Source organism: Pseudomonas sp. EA_65y_Pfl2_P78 (genome assembly GCF_963970495.1).
GTDB lineage: Bacteria > Pseudomonadota > Gammaproteobacteria > Pseudomonadales > Pseudomonadaceae > Aquipseudomonas > Aquipseudomonas baetica_A.
Window position 1 is genome coordinate 72176 of the sequence record NZ_CAXAON010000007.1, and the last position, 20579, is coordinate 92754.

The following is a 20579-nucleotide window of genomic DNA, read 5'->3' on the forward strand; positions in this document are numbered from 1 at the left end:
TTAATACCCATATCGAATATCAAATAAAAAACCGGTCGGCGCGAGCAAATAAAAAAGGGCCGCACCCTGCCAAGGAGACGGCCCCGGAAAATCAAAAATTCTTTTACCGCGCAGTGATCACCGATAAGTGAGTGATCCCCGTCCCGGGCGACTTCGCTGTCGCCCAAGTGCAGATGCCAGCCACATCATCATCTCCCCACCGTATAAACGTTTCGCGCGAATTTGGTTTCGGTTTTATGAATCTTGAATTTGATTGGTCCCTTGACCGAGCCGTTTTGGACGACATCTACATTATTGATTGACGCACTCTCCCCGCCAGCACGGATCTGCGGGCCACACTCAGAGTCGGTCTACACTCCAGTCAGCGTCATCGCCTTCATCGTTGAGCACCGTGATAAACCATGATGTTTGCACCTGCTCCGCAAAAAACCCGTACCGCAAACATACCACGACTTGTACAGTACGAAATCGATTCTAAAACCAACCTCGGCGCGCGCCTTCGAAGCCAGCAAAGGCAAGTAAACACTGATCTTTACCCACTTCAGGAGAGTCTCAACCTGTCGCGCCGCAGTACGATTGGGTGTAATCCGCACTCAAATCAGACCGATTTACAAGATCAGTCCCCTCTCCCTCTGGGAGAGGGTGGGTAACAGCAACGTCAGGCCTCCACCGCCTCACCCGACACCACGACCTCATCCTTGCGAACAAACCGATTGGCCCGCCCGAACGTTCCGAAATCATTGAACCGCACGCCCATCTCACGCATCACTTTGTGCGCCACTGGCACGGTCATCTGGCGAATGTAGAACGGCTCCTTCACCACAAAATGGTGAATCCCGTGACTGCTGCCAAAGTTGAAGCAGAACGCCTGCAACGGCCACAACCACCATGGGTTCAACACCTGACATTGCTGCAGCACATTGCCCGGTTCGATATCCCCGTAGTAATGCATGTTCGAACTGATGAAGTGCAGGCAAAACGTGCGCAATACATTCGGGCCGATGATTACCACGGCGGCGATATCAATCACCTGCATCACGGACAACGTGGTCGCCGACCATTCAATCGGCGACCCCATCAGGTAGGCGATGCCATTGGCCGCATGAAAGCCGAGAAACACATACCAGGCGCCCCAATGCACCAGCGCCAGCGGCGCGTAGACCTTCAGCGTGCGTTTGAGGATGCTGAATTTATGCGCCCAGGTTTTCGCCCGCAGCAGGCGGATGATCGCCGACATCACGTTGTCGCCCACCATCAGCAACCGCGCAAAACCCCACGGCTCGCCATTGGTGATCGCCCGCTCTTCCATGTCGGTCTCAGTGCCGGAGACTTTGTGGTGATTGAGGTGCAGATGTCGGCGAATCCATGGGTTGATGGTGCTCGGCCGCGCCATCCACACCAGACCCATCATCACGTTGTGCGGTACGCGCTGTTTGCGGAAATACATGCTGTGGATCAGGTCGTGCTCAAGCTCATGGGTGAGCGAGGCAAAAAACGCATTGAGTAGCAGGCACACCCACCAGGCCATGTAGCCACTGATGTACAGCGCCGCCGAACCGATCATCCCGACCAGGGCAAAGGCCAGAATCCCCGCCCCAAGTGCATCCTGATGCTTGAGAATCGGGTAGCGCTCGCGCAGTTCCACGCCTTTGGCCAGCACCACTTGGCGAATATGCGCTGATCGCTGGGCTGCATTGTGTCGCTGGGGACTTGCAGAAGTACCGTCCATGCTTCCATCCTCTGGTCATTGATACTCGCATCCTGCCCTGTGCCGATTGCGAACGTGGTAGCCGTGCACGCCAACCTGTTGACCGGAAGCGCCAATCAGCATGAAGGAACCGACCTCCCTCGCCAGTTGGACCCGTGCCTTGCGCAAGCAACTCGATGCGCTGGGGCTGGACAGCGCTGACCTGTGCCAACAGGCCGGGCTTGATCCACAGTTGATGGACGACCCCAACGCGCGCTACCCACTGTCCGGCACCACAAGCCTGTGGGAGATCGCGGTGCAGGTCAGCGGTGATCCGGCGATTGGTTTGCGGGTGTCGCGGTTCGTCAGCCCGACCACCTTCCACGCGCTCGGTTATGCGCTGGTCGCCAGTGGCAGTTTGCGCGAGGTATTCGAACGCATCGTGCGCTATCACCCGGTGGTCAGCGATGCGCTGGAACTGGATCTGCGCCGCAGCGACGACCGCTATCTGTTCCGCCTGAAAGTCCCGCCAGGCAATCCCGCGCCGGCCTTCGAAGCCATCGACGCGTTTGCCGCCATCTATGTGCGCACCTGCCGCAATCGCCTGGGGCGTGACTATGCACCGCTGGCGGTGTACTTGCGCCGCCCGGAGCCGGCGGACGCACATCAATGGCACAAAGTCTTCCGCGCCCCCGTGCATTTCTCATCCGCCGAAGATCGCCTGGAGTTTGCCCTCGCCGACTTCGACAGCCACCTGGACGACGCCAACCCGGAACTGGCCGAACACAACGAAGCGGTACTCAAACGCACCATGGCCCAGCTTCAGCCGCTGACCTGGGAGCGCAAGGTGCGCGACGCCATCGAAGAACAACTGCCCGAAGGCGAGCCCGGCGCCGAACGCATCGCCCAGGCCTTGCACCTGAGCTTGCGCAGCCTGCAACGGCATCTGGCGGATGAGGGTTGCCGCTTCGATACGCTGCTCAACGAGAGCCGCGAGAATCTTGCACTGCAGCATTTGCGTGATCCGCAGTGTTCATTGAGCGAGATCAGCTACCTGCTCGGCTTCGCCGACACCAGCAGCTTCAGCCGCGCGTTCAAGCGCTGGACGGGGCTGACGCCGGGGCAGTTTCGGGATGGGTTGCGCTGAGCGATATTTTTATTGGATTCACTGGCCTCTTCGCGGGCAAGCCCGCGAAGGCGTCAGTCAGATCACCACAAAGCCCAGCTCAAACACCGTGCCCGTCGCATCACTACTGACCCGCACCTGGCCGCCATGCAATTGCATGATCGATTGCACAATCGCCAGCCCTAATCCGCCCGAATCACCCGGCTCGGCGCGGGCCGGGTCAACGCGGTAGAAGCGGTCGAACAGTTTGCCCAGATGCTCAGAGGCGATGGCCGGCCCCAGGTTGTGAACCTGTAACCAGCACCAGCCCGGCTCATCGCGACGGCGCAGGCTGATGACGGTGCCGGGATCGGCGTGGCGCACCGCATTGGCCAGCAGGTTGCCGAGGGCACGTTGCAGCAGTTGTTGATCGGCGTGCAGTTCGCCGTGCAATTGGTTTTCCAGCAGCAGGCGGCGGTCATCGGCCAAGGCTTCGAAGTATTCACACAGTTCGCTGCCGACGCCGTGCAGCTCCAGCGTACGCCGCTCGAGCGCTCGTTCGGCCTGTTCGGCCCGGGCGAGGAACATCAGGTTTTCGGCCATGCGTTTGAGCCGTTCGAACTCTTCCATGTTCGAGGCCAGCACGTCCTGATACTCCGATGCGCTGCGCGAGTGATTCAGCGCCTGACCGTTGCTCGCCAGCAATGTGTGCAGCGGTGTGCGGATCTCGTGGGCAAGATCGGCAGAAAACTGCGACAAGCGCTGCACGCTGTCCTCCAGACGCGCCAGCATGCCGTTGAGCGCCTGTACCGGCTCAAGCAGTTCGGCGGGCGTGCGGGCGACGGGCAAACGTTGATCGAGGCTGCGCAGATCAATGCCGCGTAACGCTTCGCTCAATTGCCGTAACGGTTGCAGGCCCCGGCGCAGCAACAGCAATCCCAAACCGAAGGCCAGCACGGCACCGAGGCCGACCGCCAGATACAAACACAAGCGATAGCTGGCGAGCATCTGTTCGCGCTCACTCAGCACTTTACCGGCGATCACCGTCAGCGACTCGCCGTTGGGCCCTTGCGCTTCGCCGGACAGCAGGGCCAGTTCGGCGCCGTCCGGTGCTTGCCAGGTCAGCACGTCGTGGCGTTGCGGGGTTTGCCCACGGGCGATGGCGTTGATCGGCGGCAAATCGCGGTGACGCGGGTTGATGGCGATCACGTTCGCACCATCGGCGCGGCGCACCAGCAAGAGGCTATCGAGATTGCCGAGCATGTTCTGGTACAGGCGCGGCCGTGCCTGCAAAGCGTCGAGGCTGTCACTGTCGGCAAGCAAGGCGCGCACTTGCTCAAGACGCCCGAGCAAGGCCAAGTCATCGCGGTAGGCGATTTGCGCGGCGAGCGAGCGGTAAAGGAACACGCCAATCGCGCTCAGCACCAACGCGCAGACCACGGCGAACGCCAGCGCCAGACGCCAGGCGATCGACCTAGAGCGCATCGTCAGGGGCTTCCAGTTGATAGCCAACCCCGCGCACGGTGTGGATCAGTTTCGGCATATACGGATCATCGACTTTCGCCCGCAGACGACGCACCGCGACTTCTACCATGTTGGTGTCGCTGTCGAAATTCAGGTTCCACACCTGCGAGGCGATCAGCGTGCGCGACAGCACTTCGCCCTGGCGACTGGCGAGCAGTTGCAGCAGGGCGAATTCTTTGTTGGTCAGGGCGATACGCTGGCCGCCCCGACTGACCCGTCGGCGCAGGACGTCGATCTCCAGATCGGCAATGCTGTAAGACTCGGCTTCGCGCATCGGCCCGCGTCGCAGCAGCGTGCGCACCCGCGCCAGCAGTTCGGCGAAAGCGAAGGGTTTGAGCAAGTAGTCGTCGGCGCCCAGTTCGAGGCCACGCACGCGGTCTTCAATGGCGTCCTTGGCGGTGAGGAACAACACCGGCGTGGCACCGCGCTGACGGATCAGTTGCAGCAATTGCCAGCCATTGAGGCCGGGCAGCATCACGTCCAGGATAATCAGGTCATATTCCTGCTGCTCAATGTAATAGCGCCCGTCGAGGCCATTGAGCGCCACGTCCACGGCAAATCCCGACTCGCCCAGGCCCTTGGCGAGGAAGTTCGCGGTTTTGGCTTCATCTTCTACGACCAGCAAACGCATGGCACACCTCGATTGATCAGGCACACAGGCTAGGCGCCTTCGGCGGTGTTGCCCATTACAAACTTGTAATCAGACTGACGAGGTTCTGACGAAGACGGACGGATAAGGTGGCGACCTTCGCTTTCGGAGCCTGCCCATGACCCTCAAATACCTTGTAGCCAGCCTGGCCCTCGGCCTCAGCGGCAGCGTTTTCGCTGCCCCCGAACTGCCGCGTCACGCCGACCTCGACCTGAAAACCGCACGCCTGCTGGCCGATACGGCGCAGCGCAATTGCACCGGCACGGTGTCGGTCCTCGACCGTGGCGGCAACTTGTTGGTGACGATGCGCGGCGACGGCGTCGGCCCACACAACACTGCTGCCAGCCAGCGCAAGGCCTACACGGCGCTGTCGACCAAAACCCCAACCCGGCTGTTCGCTGAACGCGCTCGCAGCAACCCGCAAACCGCCAATCTCAATACCCTCGACGAACTGCTGCTACTGGGCGGCGGCATTGCGCTGTTCGCCGGTGATGAACTGGTCGGCGCCATGGGCGTGGCCGGTTCCGGCGGTGGCGAGCAAGACGAAACCTGTGCAATCCGCGCCGCCGACAAGGCCGGCCTGTCCATTACCCGCCCCCAATAAGGAGCTTCATCATGACCACTTTGCGCATGACGTTCGCCGCCCTCGGCCTCAGCGCGTTTTCCAGCCTGGCGTTGGCCGCTGGCAACCCACTGAGCGTCCACGTACTCAATCTGGAAAACGGCCTGCCCTCAGCGGGTGTCAACGTGACGCTGGAAAAACACGTCGGCCAGAACTGGCAACCATTGGCCGAAGGCACCACCAACGAACAGGGACGCATCGGCGAACTGTTCCCGGCCAAACAGCCTTTTGAGGCCGGTGAATACCGCGTGGTGTTCAAGACCGGCGATTATTTCAAGCAAACCAGACGCGAGACGTTTTTCCCGGAGATTCCGGTGATTTTCGAAGTGAAGCAGACGGACCAGCATTACCACATCCCACTGCTGCTGAGCCCTTACGGCTTCTCGACCTATCGCGGATCCTGAAATCAACACAGATCAAAAATGTGGGAGCGGGCTCGGTTGCCCGCTAGATCGCGGCGAGGGCGCGCAATCGCTTGGCGTCGAGGATCTCGATTTCGCCATACCCAAGGCCGATAATCCCCTGCCCCTGCAAGTCCTTGAGAATCTGGTTGGTGGTCTGCCGTGACAGCGACAGCATCGACGCCAACTGCTCCTGCGGCAGTTGCAGCACCCGGCGCGGCGCACCGAGTTCGCCGTAGCCCTCGGCGATCATCAGCAATCGATGCGCCAGTCGTGCCGGGGCCGGCAGCAGACTCAGCTGTTCGAGATTGATGAAAGCAAGACGCAGTTTATGGCTCATCAGCAGCGCCAGATGCCGCCAGTACACCGGCTGTTCGTCGAGGATTTTCAGCAGCGTGGCAGGCGGGATATTCAGCAGGGTGCACGGCCCGACCGCATAAGCATCGTGAGTGCGTGGCTGGCCATCGAACAGGCAGATTTCGCCGAACCAGTGCGGCGCTTCCACCAGACTCAGCAACGCCTCCTTGCCCTGCTCGCTGACCGCACCGATGCGCACGGCACCGTCGAGCACCGCGTACAAACCGCACGGTGGATCACCTCGCTGGAACAGCCGTTGCCCCGCCGTCAGCCGCCGCTCCCGGGCCACTGCCAGCAGACTATCCTGAAAGGACGCAGGCAGATGGCTGAACCACTGGCCGGTCAGCAGCCGTGAACGCATATCCATGAACACTCCTGATTGTCGCCTGCCTGACAGTACCAACGCTGAACCCTGGGCATGATGCGATCACCCTACAGGAGGAACAACAATGAAAAGCCTCGTCGATCACCTGAGTCAATACGCCGCCTACCACCGTGATCCGCGCAACATCGCCAGCCACTTTATCGGCATTCCGCTGATTGTGGTGGCCGTGGCTGTTTTGCTGTCGCGCCCCGAGTGGTCGGTGGGCGTGTTGTGGCTATCGCCAGCCGTTCTCGTGGCGCTGGCTTCGGCGTGGTTTTACCTGCGCCTGGAAGTGAAGCTCGGTTTTTTGATGACGGTGCTGATGGGCCTTTCGGTCTGGGCCGGGCACGTGCTGGCGCAGCAGAGCACCCTGGTCTGGCTGAGCAGCGGTTTGGCGATGTTTGTGATCGGCTGGGCGATCCAGTTTGTCGGCCATCACTACGAAGGCCGCAAACCGGCGTTTGTCGATGACATTTCGGGGCTGATTGTCGGGCCGCTGTTTGTGGTGGCCGAACTGGCGTTCATGCTCGGGATGCGCCATGAACTGAAAGAGCAGATCGAGGCGCGAGCGGGGGTGGTGCGGGTCAATCCGAATCGGGCGGCGGTGTAGACCGCTTTCGCGAGCAAGCCCGTTCCCACAATGGAATGCGTTCCCACTGCGGGAGCGGGCTTGCTCCGGGCGGCGATGCGACGAAGCTTTTGACGTTAGAGGCTGGCGATTTTCTGCCAGACCTTCGGCTTGAAGAACAGGGTTTCCCCTTTGGCCAGCCCCGTCAGGCTGTCGTGATCCTTCACCACTTCGGCTTCGATCAGATCTGTCTGCCCCTCAACCTTCAGCGTCACCCGCGTGGTCGCACCCAACGGCCGGATATCGCGGACTTCGGCGGCGTGATGATCCTCCAGCTCATGCCGTGACAGCGACACTTCATGGGGACGGAACAGCACATGATTGTCATCGCCCAAGTGCAGACGGTTCGAATCACCCAAGAAGTGATAAACGAAATCGCTGGCCGGGTTTTCGTAGACGTCGCCCGGTGAGCCGATCTGCTCGATCACGCCTTTGTTCATCACCACGATGCGGTCGGCGACTTCCATCGCTTCTTCCTGGTCGTGAGTCACGAACACCGAGGTCAGGTTGATGTCTTCGTGGAGCCGCGCGAGCCAGCGGCGCAGTTCTTTACGCACCTTGGCGTCAAGGGCGCCGAAGGGCTCATCCAGCAACAGCACTTTGGGCTCCACCGCCAACGCACGGGCCAGAGCAATGCGCTGACGCTGACCACCGGACAGTTGCTCGGGGTAACGATCCGCCAACCAATCCAGTTGCACCATGTTCAGCAGTTCATGAACTTTGGTCGCGATCTGGCTTTCGCTCGGGCGCTGGTTTTTCGGTTTCATGCGCAGGCCGAACGCGACGTTGTCGAACACCGTCATGTGGCGGAACAAGGCGTAATGCTGAAACACGAAACCGACGTTGCGATCCCGCACGTCGTGGCCGGACACGTCTTCACCGTGAAAGACGATGTTGCCCTGATCCGGGGTTTCCAGACCGGCAATAATGCGCAGCAAGGTGGTTTTGCCACAACCGGATGGGCCGAGCAGCGCCACCAGTTCACCGCTTTGAATGTCCAGGCTGATGTTGTCCAGCGCCTTGAACGCATTGAAATTCTTGCTGACGTTACGCACTTCGATCGACATGAATTATTCCTCCGCGGCGCTGGCGCGCAGGCGGTTGATACGGTTTTCGCTCCACTGCTTGGCCAGCAGGATGAAGAGCGCCAGGATCAGCAACAGGCTCGCCACAGCGAACGCGGCCACATGGTTGTATTCGTTGTAGAGAATCTCGACGTGCAGCGGCAAGGTGTTGGTCACCCCGCGAATGTGCCCGGAAACCACCGACACCGCACCGAACTCACCCATGGCCCGCGCCGTACACAACACCACGCCATAGATCAGGCCCCACTTGATGTTGGGCACCGTGACGTGCCAGAACATCTGCCAGCCATTGGCGCCGAGCAGACGCGCGGCTTCCTCTTCCTGCGTGCCTTGTTCCTGCATCAACGGAATCAGCTCACGGGCCACGAACGGCACGGTGACGAAAATCGTCGCCAGCACGATGCCCGGCAATGCAAAGACGATCTGAATGTCGTGATCCTGCAGCCACGGCCCGAACAGGCCTTGAGCGCCGAACATCAGCACGTAGACCAGACCGGCAATGACCGGCGACACCGAGAACGGCAGATCGATGAGCGTCACCAGTAGGCTTTTTCCACGGAACGCGTACTTGCTCACGCACCACGCCGCGCTGACGCCGAACACCAGGTTCAGCGGCACCGAAATCAGTACGGCGAACACGGTGAGCTTCAGTGCCGACAGTGCATCCGGTTCAAAGATCGCGGTGAAGAATGCGCCAAGGCCATTCTTCAAGCCTTGGGACACCACGATGAACAGCGGCAACAATAGAAACAGCGTGAAAACCAGCCAGCCGAGGCCGATCAGGATTCTGCGCGAAGTGGCACTGCCACGGCGCGCTGCGTTGGCCGAAGAGGCGGCGGCAATAGACGATTGGGACATGTTCGCGCCTCCTTATGGGGTTTCGATGCGCCGCTGCAGCAAGTTGATCAGCAGCAACAGGACAAAGGACACCACCAGCATCAAAACGCCGATGGCGGTGGCGCCGGTGTAATCGTACTGGTCGAGTTTGACCATGATCAGCAGCGGCAAAATCTCGGTTTTCATCGGCATGTTGCCGGCGATGAAAATCACCGAACCGTACTCGCCGACGCCACGGGCAAAAGCCAGGGCAAAACCGGTGAGCCAGGCGGGCAGCAGCGCCGGCACCAGAATGTAACGGAACACCTGCAACGGCTTCGCTCCCAGACACGCAGCAGCTTCTTCGACTTCACGGGGAATGTCGGCCAGCACCGGTTGCACCGTGCGCACCACGAACGGCAGGGTCACGAAGGTCAGCGCCAGGGTGATGCCCAGCGGGGTGTAGGCGATCTTGAAACCCAGGTCTGTGGCGAACTGCCCGACCAGACCGGTCGGCGCGTACAGCGCAGTCAAGGCGATACCCGCCACCGCCGTCGGCAGGGCGAATGGCAGATCGATCATCGCGTCGATGACCTTGCGCCCCGGGAAGGTGTAGCGCACCAGCACCCAGGCCAGCAGCGTGCCGATGATGCCGTTGATGATCGCGGCACACAGCGCGGTACCGAAGCTCAGCTTCAGGGCGGCCAGCACACGCGGCGCGGAGATGATCGTCCAGAACTGATCCCAGGTGAGTTGCGCGGCGTGGACGAACATCGCCGCCAGCGGGATGAGCACAATCAGGCTGAGGTACACCAAGGTGTAACCCAGCGTCAGCCCGAAGCCGGGTATGACGGGGGAGATACGACGCGACATAAAAGTCCTTGGTTAAAAAGCCTTCCGCTGAACGCATCAGGCTCGTGGTGTGGCTGAAGTCAGATTACTGCGCCTGATAAATCTGGTCGAACACGCCACCGTCGTTGAAGAATTTCGGCTGTGCGGCTTTCCAGCCGCCGAAGTCCTTGTCGATGGTCACCAGTTCCAGTGTCGGGAACTGCTGGGCATATCTGGCGGCGACAGCCTTGTCACGCGGACGGTAGAAGTTCTTCGCGGCGATTTCCTGGCCGGCCGGGCTGTACAGGTGTTTGAGATAGGCTTCGGCGATCTGCGCATTGCCCTTCTTCTCGGCGTTCTTGTCGACTACGGCCACGGGCGGTTCAGCGAGGATCGAGAGTGAAGGCACGACGATGTCGAACTTGTCCGTGCCGCCGTCTTCTTTCAGCGCCAGGAACGCTTCGTTTTCCCAGGCCAGCAACACATCACCCTGACCGTTGTTGACGAAGGTAATGGTCGAGCCGCGAGCGCCGGTATCGAGAATCGGCACATGCTTGAACAGGGTCTGTACGTACTCCTTGGCTTTGGCTTCATCACCGCCATTGGCTTTCAGGCCGTAGGCCCAGGCGGCGAGGAAGTTCCAGCGCGCACCGCCGGAAGTTTTCGGGTTCGGAGTGATCACCGAGACGTCGTTCTTGACCAGATCACCCCAGTCCTTGATGCCTTTGGGATTGCCCTTGCGCACCAGGAACACGATGGTCGAGGTGTACGGCGTGCTCGCCTGCGGCAGGCGCTTGTGCCAGTCGGCCGGCAGGGTTTTGCCGAGTTTGGCGATTTCGTCGATGTCACCGGCCAGGGCCAGGGTCACGACGTCGGCACGCAGACCGTCGATCACCCCACGGGCCTGCTTGCCCGAGCCGCCGTGGGATTGCTGGATTCTCACCGTGTCGCCGGCATGTCCTTGCTGCCAGAACTGGATGAATTCGGCGTTGTAGTCCTGATACAGCTCACGCGTCGGGTCATACGACACGTTGAGCAGTTCGTAATCCTTGGCAACCGCGCAACCGGCAAACGCAGCACTGGCCACGGCGGCCAACGCGTAACGGCGAATCGACGACATGGTGAAAGCTCCTGGAATTCTGGGTGATGGCTTTTTCTTATGAATATCTGCAATCGAGTTGCCGGTCGGGATCTTTTAGCCCGGTTGCTTGCCCGGCTGCTGCAAGCGGAATTTCTCTTTGCGCTCGATCTGGACCACTTGCGCGTTGTGCACAGTGATCTCCACTGCGCCAAAGCGCAGGTCGCGCAGGGCACTCTGGATCTCACGCAAAATGGTGGCTTCGTCCTGACCGTCAACGCTACGCAGGGATGCGCTCATGGTGCTGCTCCTTTGAAGGGGATTGGCCTGGCAGCGGAGGGCACTGCGTTGGCGTGGGAGCAATATAAGAGAGGCACTGTTATTCTTAAAAATACTATTTAAGAATTTTTATATAACCGAAAAGAATTATCTATACGGACAAGGGGTTGCGATCTGTTGATCTTCAATCGATCAATGGCGCTCGCGACCAATCGATCTCCGGCGCCGGTACCGGCCGTCCAAACCAGTACCCCTGCCCCAGATTGCACTCCTGCTCCAACAGAAACGCCGCCTGCTCAACCTGTTCGATGCCCTCGGCATGCACCTGCATGCCCATGCTGCGGGCCAGCGCGATGATCACCCGGACAATCGCCACATCATGTTCGTCCCCGGGCAATCCGGCGACGAACCCCTGATCGATCTTGAGTTTCTGCACCGGCAAGCGCTTGAGCCGCAGCAGCGATGAATAGCCAGTGCCGAAATCATCAATGGCCAAACGAATGCCCAATTCGCGCAAGCGATGCATCTGCTCCAGCGCCACTTCCGGGTCGTCCATCACCGCACTTTCGGTGACCTCCAGTTCCAGATAGGCCGGATCCAGCCCAGTGTCGTGCAGCACCTGCGCCACCTGTTGATACAACTCGCGTCGAGCAAACAGCCGCGACGAGACATTCACCGCCACAAACGCCAGCAACACCCCGGCTTTCAGCCATTGGCACATTTGCCGGCAAGCCTGCTGCATGACCCACGCGTCGATCTCGGCGATCAACCCGGTGCGCTCGGCAATCGGGATGAATTCGGCCGGCGACACCAGGCCGCGCTGCGGATGCTGCCAACGCACCAAGGCTTCAACGCCGATCAGGCGCCCGGTTTTCAGGTCATGCACCGGTTGGTAGTAGACCCGCAGCTCCTGCTGCTCCAGCGCTCGGCGCAATTCGAAAGCGATTTCGACCCGTCGCTGGGCATGGGCCGTCAGCTCTTCGGTGTACAAGGCGTAACCGTTGCGCCCGTTGCTCTTGGCCTTGAACAGCGCAGCATCGGCATTGCGCAGCAGTTGTTCGGCGCTCAGCGCATCGCTGGGAAACAGGCTGATGCCGACACTGGCATTGATGAACAACTCATGACCTTCGATACAAAACGGCTCTTTGAGCGCGTCGAGAATGCGCCGGGCCAACGCCGCTGCCTGCACCAGTTGTGGACAACACTCGGCCAGCACCGCGAATTCATCGCCTCCGAGTCGCGCCAGAGTGATGCCGGGACCGAACAAGTCCTGCAACCGCGCAGCCACGGCCTTGAGCAGTCGATCACCGACGTTGTGACCGAGGCTGTCGTTGATCATCTTGAAGTGATCCAGATCGAGCATCAGCAGGGCGCAGCCGCGTTTTTGGAGCTGCGCCGAGGCCAGCGCCTGCTCGGCGCGGTCGCTGAACAGCAGGCGATTGGGCAGATCGGTCAGCGGATCGTGGTGAGCGAGGTGCTTGAGTTCATGCTCGGAGTGCTTGATCGCACTGATGTCGGAGAACACCGCCACATAGTGACTAAGGCGCCCCTGATCATCGTGTATGACGCGGATGGTTTGCCACTGAGGATAAATTTCGCCGCTTTTACGGCGGTTCCAGATCTCACCGCTCCACTCGCCCTGCGACGCCAGCGTGGCGAACATCGCCTGATAGAAACCCGGCGGATGATGGCCAGACTTGAACAGGCTTGGCTGCTGACCCAGAACTTCCTCGCCTTGGTAACCAGTGATCTCGATGAACGCACGATTGACGTGCACGATCAGCCCACGATGGTTGGTGACCAGTACGCCTTCACGCGTGCAATCGAACACAGCCGCCGCCTGCCGCAGGCGTTCGCGATCAGCATGCCGCTCGCGCAAACGCGCGCCAATCCCCAGAAACGCACACAAACGCGCCCGCGCCAGAAAGATCAGCCCGGCACTGAACGCCGCCAATACATAACCGTTGATCAGTTGCCAACGGGCAAGATCGACGGCGTTATCGAAGAAACTGTTTAATAAATAACCAGCCCCCTGCAGCCAGACGACTGCAACTACAAGATAGAGCAGCGCTGCACGCAAGGCATCGCGATAAGTGGCTGACATTCGGCCGTCCATGTCCCTACAAAAAGGTTGGGATTATAGGTCAAGAAACATCCAGCGACTCTTATCTGAAAGGGTGACTGGTTTTATCTGTGTGCTTGGTGATAATGCAACGGCTGTTTTTATCTTTATCGAGGGCCCTATAGCCTATGTGGTACGAAGGTTTTCTTGGTTTGTCGGCCTGGTCACTGGTCGCCGTCACCCTGCTCATGACCCATGTGACAATTGTCGCCGTCACGGTCTATCTGCACCGTTACTCCGCCCATCGCTCGCTGGAGCTGAATGCCGGGCTCAAACACTTTTTCCGCTTCTGGCTGTGGCTGACCACAGCGCAGAACACCCGCGAATGGACCGCCATCCACCGCAAACACCACGCCAAATGCGAAACCGAAGAGGACCCGCACAGCCCGGTCATCAAAGGTCTGTCCACTGTGCTGCGCACCGGCGCCGAACTGTACCGCGCCGAAGCGCAAAACCCCGAGACCCTGCGCATCTACGGCAAAAACTGCCCCGAAGACTGGATCGAACGCAACGTCTACAGCCGCTATCCGCTGCTGGGCGTGGCCATCATGGGCGTCATCGACCTGCTGCTGTTCGGCACCATCGGCATCACCATCTGGGCGATCCAGATGATGTGGATCCCGGTGTGGGCTGCCGGCGTGATCAACGGCCTGGGCCATGCCGTCGGCTACCGCAACTTCGAATGCCGCGACGCGGCGACCAATCTGGTGCCGTGGGGCATCCTGATCGGCGGCGAAGAACTGCATAACAACCATCACACCTACCCCAACTCGGCCAAGCTGTCGGTGAAGAAGTGGGAGTTCGACCTCGGTTGGGCCTGGATCAAAGTCTTCAGCTTCCTGCGTCTGGCCAAGGTGCAACGTGTCGCGCCGATTGCTCACCGTGTCGAAGGCAAGGGCAACCTGGACATGGACACCGCCATGGCGATCCTCAACAACCGCTTCCAGATCATGGCCCAGTACCGCAAGCTGGTCATCGGCCCGCTGGTCAAGCAAGAGCTGGCCAAGGTCGATCATTCGGTGCGTCACCAGTTCCACCGCGCCAAGCGTCTGCTCTCGCGGGAAACCAGCCTGCTGGAAGATCGTCATCACCTGCGTATCCAGACCATGCTCGAGCACAGCCAGGCACTGAAGGTAATTTACGAAAAACGTCTGGCCCTGCAACAGATCTGGGTCAAGACCAGTGCAAATGGCCACGACATGCTCGCCGCCATCAAGGAATGGATTCACGAGGCCGAGGCCAGTGGCATACATTCCCTGCGCGAATTCGCCGACCAGTTGAAAACCTACTCGCTGCGCCCTGCAGCGGTCTGAGACCGTTGATCGGTGCGTCCGGACTCCCGGGCGCACCCATCGGAACTTAGCCCGCAATCCCCTATCTCAAAGACACTTCGCCACCCCGGCGGGCCGTACTGTGGTCGTTGTCGAATTCCGGCACGCCCTTTGAGATCTGTGCCGATGGTCAACAACAACCAAAAAGACTCATCCCTCCCGCAATGGCCCGAGGCCGCGCAAACCCTCATGGCGTTGATGCACGCCCAAGGCGAAGTCGCCCGGCTGAGCGAGCGCGAGCAACTGTTCAGCGCCCTGCTGGTCAGCGTCAATGCCGTGCTGTGGGCCTTCGACTGGGAAACCCGGCAGGTGCTGTACGTCAGCCCCGCCTATGAACGGATTTTCGGCCGCTGCGCCGGCCTCTTGCTCGCCGACTACAACCAGTGGCGCGACAGCATCTACCCCGACGATCTGGACTACGCCGAACGCAGCCTCGCCGACGTCCTGCACAAAGGCGCCGTGGAAGATCGCGAATACCGGATCATTGCCGCCGACGGCCAGGTACGCTGGATCAGCGATAAATGCTTCATCAATCGTCAGGACGAACCCGGACAACCGGTGGTGATTGTCGGTATCGCCGAGGACATCACCGATAAAAAGCAGATGGAAACCGAGTTGCAACGCCTGGCCACTACCGACGTGCTGACCCAAAGCAGCAATCGGCGCCACTTCTTCGAATGCGCCAATCGCGAATTCGAAGAGGCGCGCCTGCAAGGTTCACCACTGGCATTCCTGCTGCTGGATATCGATGACTTCAAAGTGATCAACGACAGCTACGGCCATCCCGAGGGTGACAATGTGCTGCAACGGATCGCCGAGTGCGGTCGCGGTTCGCTGCGACGAGGGGATCTGTTCGGGCGTATTGGTGGGGAAGAGTTTGCCGCCGTGTTCCCCGGCTGCGCGCCAGACATGGCGATGCAAGTGGCCGAACGGCTGCAACGAGAGATCCAACGCTTGAGTTTCAACCACAACGGCCAGACGTTCGGCATTACGGTGAGCCAGGGTCTGACCTGCCTCAAGGAGGGCGATGGCAGCCTCGACAGCCTGTTCGCCCGTGCGGATGCAGCGATGTACGAAGCCAAACGCCAGGGCAAAAACCGGATCATCTCTGCCTGACAACACAAAACAACTGTGGGGTTGTGAAAACTCCGGTTATTTGCGCATCCGCATCAATTCCGGCAGCCCGATCTTGAGCAACCGCGCCGTGCGGCTCTTCGCCAGTTCCTCAACACCTTCATGCTCCGTCAGGCGAGCCATCTGCGCTGCCATGTTCATCACCAGCGCCTCGCGGGAATACACCCCGCCGCCGAGCTGGTAGACCGAAGCAATCAGCTCACGCAACTCCAACGGCAAACGCCAGCGTGTACGCAACGCCGAACCATACGCCGCGCCAAACTCGGCCAGCGCGTCGCCGACTTCCTCACACTCATCCAGCTCCCCGCCGGCCTGCTTCCACTCCTGCAGACAGCGCAGCAACGCCAGATCGCCCAAACGATGCAACATGCCGGCGCAATAGCAGCGCTCCTGATCCAGATCGAGCAAGCGCGCCAGGGTGCGAGCGTACTCCGCGGTGTGCAGCGACAGGCCCCAGTAACGCTCGGCATAGTCCGCCAGACACGGATCGCTGAGCCTGGTGCTGCACTTGAGCGCCAACCCCAGAATCAGGTTCATGCTTTGCCCAGTCCCCAGCCGATGCAGCGCCTGCGCCAACGTCTGCACCGGTGCACCGTGGTGCTGCGCCGCGCTGTTGGCTGCGGCGATCAATACGGCGGTGATCTGCGGGTCTATGCGGATTTCCTCTTCCAGCAGCTTCAGGTCCAGCCCATTGGGATTGAGGCTGCGTTTGACCGCCACCTGCACATCGGTCATCAGCGGGGCGCCGTCAGTCTGCTCGCGGCGCCGCTCAAGGAACACCGACAAGGTCATGCCCGGCGCGAGTGCCGGCACTTCGCAGAAAAGTTCCTCACCGGCATTGAGCAACAAACCTTGCAGACGCTCCGTCAGGCTTTCCATGTTCAGGGGTTTGGTCAGGTACGCCGTCGGCGCCAGCGGAAGGGCTTCGCGCACGCTCGCGCTGTCGTTGCGGCTGCTCATCAGAATGAACGGCAGCGGCGGATTGCGTTTGCGCTGGCGCACGCTGCGCAACACGCTCAAGCCATCGACACCGGGCAGCTCCCAATCGACGATGGCCAGGTCATAGGGCACTTCGCTGAGCAGCGAGAGGGCTTGCTGGCCGTCGGCACACAGATCCAGCCGCGCATCGCAGCGCACGTTGAGCAGCACTTGTTTGAGCAGATCACGAGACCATGGGTCGGCCTCGGCAATCAGCACTCGGGGTACGGCGGGTAAATCAACGGCAGTCATGCGCGCTCTCCCTTGCAATGCCTGAACCTTAGCCAATGCGAGCTATTCGATACAGCGCTAAACCTGATGATGTGATTCCACAGACGAAAAAAAACCCGCCGAAGCGGGTTTTTTGTCTATCCAGTCACACAGCGCCCGACCTTACAGCTCGGAGAAGCACTCTTCGATGATCGCCAGACCTTTGTCCAGTTGCTCATCCGGCGAGGTCAGCGGTACGAGTACGCGCAGAACGTTGCCGTAGGTGCCGCAGGACAACAGGATCAGGCCCTTGTCGCGAGCCTTGGCCACAACGGACGCCACAGCGGCAGCGTTCGGCTTGTGGCTGTCGCCGTTCTCGAACAGCTCGACGGCGATCATTGCGCCCAGGGCACGGACTTCGCCGATGACCGGGTACTTGGCCTGGATGGCTTTGAGGCCAGTGACCAGTCGCTCGCCGACAGCCTTGCAGCGATCCAACAGTTTTTCTTCTTCGAAAACTTCCATCACCGCCAGAGCCGCCGCGCAAGCGATCGGGCTACCGGCGTAAGTGCCACCCAGGCCGCCTGGAGCGATGGCGTCCATGTATTCGGCCTTGCCGCACACACCGGCCAGCGGGAAGCCGCCAGCGATGGATTTGGCGAAAGTGGTCAGGTCGGCAGCAACGCCCATCTGCTCCATGGCGAAGAAGGTGCCGGTACGGCCAGCGCCGGTCTGCACTTCGTCAGCGATCAACAGAATGCCGTGCTGGTCGCACAGGGCGCGCAGACGCTTCATGAACTCCTTAGGCGCGACGTAGAAACCGCCTTCGCCCTGAACCGGCTCGATGATGATGGCAGCGATGTCACGCGGCTCAGCGTCGTTCTTGAAGATGCGCTCGATAGAAGCGATCGAATCGTCGATGCTCACGCCGTGCAGTTCGTTAGGGTACAGCGCGCGGAAGATGCCGCCTGGCATCAGGCCCATGCCGGCCGAGTAAGGCACGACTTTACCGGTCAGACCCAGGGTCATCATGGTGCGACCGTGGTAAGCGCCGGTGAAGGCGATCACGCCAGCGCGCCCAGTGGCGGCACGGGCGATTTTCACGGCGTTTTCCACCGCTTCGGAACCGGTGGTGACCAGCAGGGTTTTCTTGGCGAAATCACCTGGCACCTTGGCGTTGATTTTTTCGCACAGCTCAACGTACGGCTCGTAGGCCAGCACCTGGAAGCAGGTGTGGGTCAGCTTGTTCAGCTGTTCGGTCACGGCGGCGATGATTTTCGGGTGCACGTGGCCGGTGTTCAGTACAGCGATACCGCCGGCGAAGTCGATGAATTCACGACCTTCAACGTCAGTCACGGTAGCGTTCTTCGCGGATTCGGCGAAGATCGGGTGAATCTGGCCAACACCACGAGGTACGGCAGCGGTACGGCGGGCCATCAGTTCAGCGTTAGTCTTGCTCATTACAGTCCTCATTCGCCGCTCATCGGGCGGCGTGGTTCAAGGATTAAGCGGGAGGAAGCGACGGTGGCAGCATGCGATGATCGACTGCCACGGCGTTCCCGGCCGCAGAGAAAATTCCGGTTTGAAACGACGCAAAGGGACAGCGCTCTCGTGCCCTTTGCGTTTGCAGCAATCCCTTTCCCGGCTTAGATGCCCAGGCAGAGGTATTTGATTTCCAGGTAATCTTCGATGCCGTACTTGGAGCCTTCACGGCCCAGGCCCGACGCCTTGATGCCGCCGAATGGCGCGACTTCGTTGGAGATCAGCCCGGTGTTGACGCCGACCATGCCGTATTCCAGGGCTTCCGCCACACGGAACACACGGCCCAGGTCACGAGCGTAGAAGTAAGAGGCCAGACCGAACTCGGTGTCGTTGGACATCGCGATCACTTCGGCTTCGTCTTTGAAGCGGAACAGCGGCGCCAGCGGACCGAACGTTTCTTCCTTGGCGACCGCTGCGTCTTTCGGCACGTTGGTCAGGATGGTCGGCTCGAAGAAGTTGCCTTCCATCGGCTTGCCACCGGCCAGCACGGTGGCACCTTTGGCCACAGCGTCAGCGATGTGTTCTTGCACCTTGGCCACGGCTTTTTCGTCGATCAGCGGGCCAGTGGTGGTGCCGTCTTCCAGACCGTTGCCGATCTTCAGTTTGGCCACGGCCACTTTCAGCTTCTCGGCGAAGGCGTCGTAGACCGAATCCTGAATGTACAGACGGTTGGCGCAGACGCAGGTCTGACCGTTGTTGCGGTACTTGGAAATGATCGCGCCTTCAACGGCCTTATCCAGGTCTGCGTCGTCGAACACGATGAACGGCGCGTTGCCGCCCAGTTCCAGCGAGACTTTCTTGATGTCCTTGGCACATTCGGCCATCAGTTGACGGCCGATTTCGGTCGAACCGGTGAAGGACAGCTTGCGCACGATCGGGTTGCTGGTCAGCTCGCTGCCGATGTCGCCGGCGCTGCCGGATACCACGCTGAACACGCCCGCAGGAATGCCGGCACGCTGGGCCAGTTCAGCCAGTGCGAATGCGGAGAAAGGGGTTTGCGAAGCAGGCTTGAGCACCATGGTGCAACCGGCAGCCAGCGCCGGGCCGGCCTTACGGGTGATCATCGCGGCCGGGAAGTTCCACGGGGTAATGGCTGCGGTCACGCCGATTGGCTGCTTGATCACGATCAGGCGTTTGTCCGGCTGGTGGCCCGGAATCACGTCGCCGTAGATGCGCTTGGCTTCTTCGGCGAACCACTCGATGAACGAAGCGGCGTAAACGATTTCGCCCTTGGCTTCAGCCAGCGGCTTGCCCTGCTCGAGGGTCATCAGGCGAGCGAGGTCGTCCTGGTTTTCGATCATCAGCTCGAACCAGCGACGCAGTTTGCCGGCACGCTCTTTGGCGGTCAGTGCACGCCAGGCCGGCAGCGCTTTATCAGCGGCTTCAATGGCACGGCGGGTTTCGGCAGCGCCCATCTTCGGCACGGTACCGAGAATTTCGCCGGTGGCCGGGTTGTTGACCTTGATTGTCTGACCGTTGTCCGCATCGACCCAAGCGCCATCAATGAAGGCTTGCTGGCGGAACAACTGGGTGTCTTTAAGCTGCATGTCGGCTTTCCTTAACAGCACCGCGGCCTGCGCGGAGCAAATTATGATTGTAGAAAGGCGCCTCGCAAGGCTGCCGTCAGGGAAATCAGTGACCGGGTGAGGCGCATCAATCGTGCACGACTCGAAACACCTGCGCTTCAACGCCCAGTCAACGAGCGTTTGAAATCTCAAACGGATCGTAGGAGCAAAGGGTTTAAAGGACAATAGGGCGTTCGAAAAAAAGAACAAAAACGGCGTGTTTGTGAAGTTTTTCAGATCAACGAGCAAAACGCCCCCGCCGCAGGAAAAC

The 20579-nt window shown here is 60.3% G+C and carries 19 protein-coding genes; 6 read left to right on the forward strand and 13 right to left on the reverse strand.

Annotated features, from left to right (window positions below):
• Nucleotides 1-658: 658 nt before the first annotated feature.
• A complete protein-coding gene (locus tag AACY02_RS08760; RefSeq protein ID WP_339431594.1) occupies nt 659-1729 on the reverse strand; it encodes a fatty acid desaturase in 1071 nt (356 codons plus the stop codon).
• A 100-nt stretch (nt 1730-1829) separates the two neighbouring features.
• Between AACY02_RS08760 and AACY02_RS08765 the strand changes: the two genes are divergently transcribed.
• Nucleotides 1830-2834 carry an AraC family transcriptional regulator gene (locus tag AACY02_RS08765; protein WP_339431595.1) on the forward strand — a complete coding sequence of 335 codons (1005 nt, stop codon included), beginning with the start codon at nt 1830-1832 and terminating at the stop codon, nt 2832-2834.
• A gap of 57 nt (nt 2835-2891) precedes the next feature.
• Here AACY02_RS08765 and AACY02_RS08770 read toward each other — a convergent pair whose 3' ends face one another.
• The gene (locus tag AACY02_RS08770; protein ID WP_339431596.1) at nt 2892-4277 is read right to left on the reverse strand and encodes a heavy metal sensor histidine kinase; all 1386 of its coding nucleotides are present in this window, start codon (nt 4275-4277) and stop codon (nt 2892-2894) included.
• The gene (locus tag AACY02_RS08775; protein WP_339431597.1) at nt 4267-4947 is read right to left on the reverse strand and encodes a heavy metal response regulator transcription factor; all 681 of its coding nucleotides are present in this window, start codon (nt 4945-4947) and stop codon (nt 4267-4269) included. The genes AACY02_RS08770 and AACY02_RS08775 overlap by 11 nt, the downstream gene beginning before the upstream one ends.
• Before the next feature lie 136 nt (nt 4948-5083).
• On the opposite strand from AACY02_RS08775, the gene AACY02_RS08780 reads away from it, so the two are divergent.
• Complete coding sequence (locus AACY02_RS08780) at nt 5084-5569, forward strand: GlcG/HbpS family heme-binding protein (RefSeq protein ID WP_339431598.1); 486 nt, start codon at nt 5084-5086, stop codon at nt 5567-5569.
• Between the two features lie 11 nt (nt 5570-5580).
• Complete coding sequence (uraH, locus tag AACY02_RS08785; protein ID WP_339431599.1) at nt 5581-5991, forward strand: hydroxyisourate hydrolase; 411 nt, start codon at nt 5581-5583, stop codon at nt 5989-5991.
• 43 nt (nt 5992-6034) lie between these two features.
• Here uraH and AACY02_RS08790 read toward each other — a convergent pair whose 3' ends face one another.
• Nucleotides 6035-6712 (reverse strand): Crp/Fnr family transcriptional regulator, encoded by a 678-nt coding sequence (locus AACY02_RS08790; protein WP_339431600.1) that lies wholly within the window; start codon nt 6710-6712, stop codon nt 6035-6037.
• A gap of 82 nt (nt 6713-6794) precedes the next feature.
• Here AACY02_RS08790 and AACY02_RS08795 point away from each other — a divergent pair, with 82 nt between their 5' ends.
• Complete coding sequence (locus AACY02_RS08795) at nt 6795-7319, forward strand: Mpo1 family 2-hydroxy fatty acid dioxygenase (RefSeq protein ID WP_339431601.1); 525 nt, start codon at nt 6795-6797, stop codon at nt 7317-7319.
• A 95-nt stretch (nt 7320-7414) separates the two neighbouring features.
• Here AACY02_RS08795 and AACY02_RS08800 read toward each other — a convergent pair whose 3' ends face one another.
• From AACY02_RS08800 to dibA, 6 genes are all read right to left on the reverse strand, one after another.
• Nucleotides 7415-8404, reverse strand: coding sequence for a sulfate/molybdate ABC transporter ATP-binding protein (locus AACY02_RS08800; RefSeq protein WP_339431602.1), 990 nt, complete (start codon nt 8402-8404; stop codon nt 7415-7417).
• Between the two features lie 3 nt (nt 8405-8407).
• A complete protein-coding gene (gene cysW / locus AACY02_RS08805; RefSeq protein WP_339431603.1) occupies nt 8408-9280 on the reverse strand; it encodes a sulfate ABC transporter permease subunit CysW in 873 nt (290 codons plus the stop codon).
• A gap of 12 nt (nt 9281-9292) precedes the next feature.
• On the reverse strand, nt 9293-10111 hold the full coding sequence (gene cysT / locus AACY02_RS08810; RefSeq protein ID WP_221730987.1) for a sulfate ABC transporter permease subunit CysT: 819 nt from the start codon (nt 10109-10111) through the stop codon (nt 9293-9295).
• 64 nt (nt 10112-10175) lie between these two features.
• Nucleotides 10176-11189 (reverse strand): sulfate ABC transporter substrate-binding protein, encoded by a 1014-nt coding sequence (locus tag AACY02_RS08815; RefSeq protein ID WP_339431604.1) that lies wholly within the window; start codon nt 11187-11189, stop codon nt 10176-10178.
• Nucleotides 11190-11264: 75 nt separating this feature from the next.
• A complete protein-coding gene (gene oscA, locus AACY02_RS08820) occupies nt 11265-11447 on the reverse strand; it encodes a sulfur starvation response protein OscA (RefSeq protein WP_041477433.1) in 183 nt (60 codons plus the stop codon).
• Between the two features lie 163 nt (nt 11448-11610).
• Complete coding sequence (gene dibA, locus AACY02_RS08825; RefSeq protein ID WP_339431605.1) at nt 11611-13530, reverse strand: phosphodiesterase DibA; 1920 nt, start codon at nt 13528-13530, stop codon at nt 11611-11613.
• A 146-nt stretch (nt 13531-13676) separates the two neighbouring features.
• Here dibA and desA point away from each other — a divergent pair, with 146 nt between their 5' ends.
• Both desA and AACY02_RS08835 read left to right on the forward strand, forming a co-directional pair.
• Nucleotides 13677-14861: a delta-9 fatty acid desaturase DesA gene (desA, locus tag AACY02_RS08830; RefSeq protein ID WP_339431606.1), complete on the forward strand. Its 1185-nt coding sequence runs from the start codon at nt 13677-13679 to the stop codon at nt 14859-14861.
• Nucleotides 14862-15005: 144 nt separating this feature from the next.
• Nucleotides 15006-15995 (forward strand): GGDEF domain-containing protein, encoded by a 990-nt coding sequence (locus tag AACY02_RS08835; RefSeq protein WP_339431607.1) that lies wholly within the window; start codon nt 15006-15008, stop codon nt 15993-15995.
• Between the two features lie 36 nt (nt 15996-16031).
• Here the strand turns inward: AACY02_RS08835 and AACY02_RS08840 are convergent, their stop codons facing one another.
• The 3 genes from AACY02_RS08840 to gabD form a co-directional block, all read right to left on the reverse strand.
• Nucleotides 16032-17243, reverse strand: a complete 1212-nt coding sequence (locus AACY02_RS08840; RefSeq protein ID WP_339431608.1) for a response regulator — start codon at nt 17241-17243, stop codon at nt 16032-16034.
• A gap of 141 nt (nt 17244-17384) precedes the next feature.
• On the reverse strand, nt 17385-18662 hold the full coding sequence (gene gabT / locus AACY02_RS08845; protein WP_339431609.1) for a 4-aminobutyrate--2-oxoglutarate transaminase: 1278 nt from the start codon (nt 18660-18662) through the stop codon (nt 17385-17387).
• Between the two features lie 185 nt (nt 18663-18847).
• On the reverse strand, nt 18848-20290 hold the full coding sequence (gene gabD, locus AACY02_RS08850; RefSeq protein WP_339431610.1) for an NADP-dependent succinate-semialdehyde dehydrogenase: 1443 nt from the start codon (nt 20288-20290) through the stop codon (nt 18848-18850).
• Between the last annotated feature and the right edge of the window lie 289 nt (nt 20291-20579).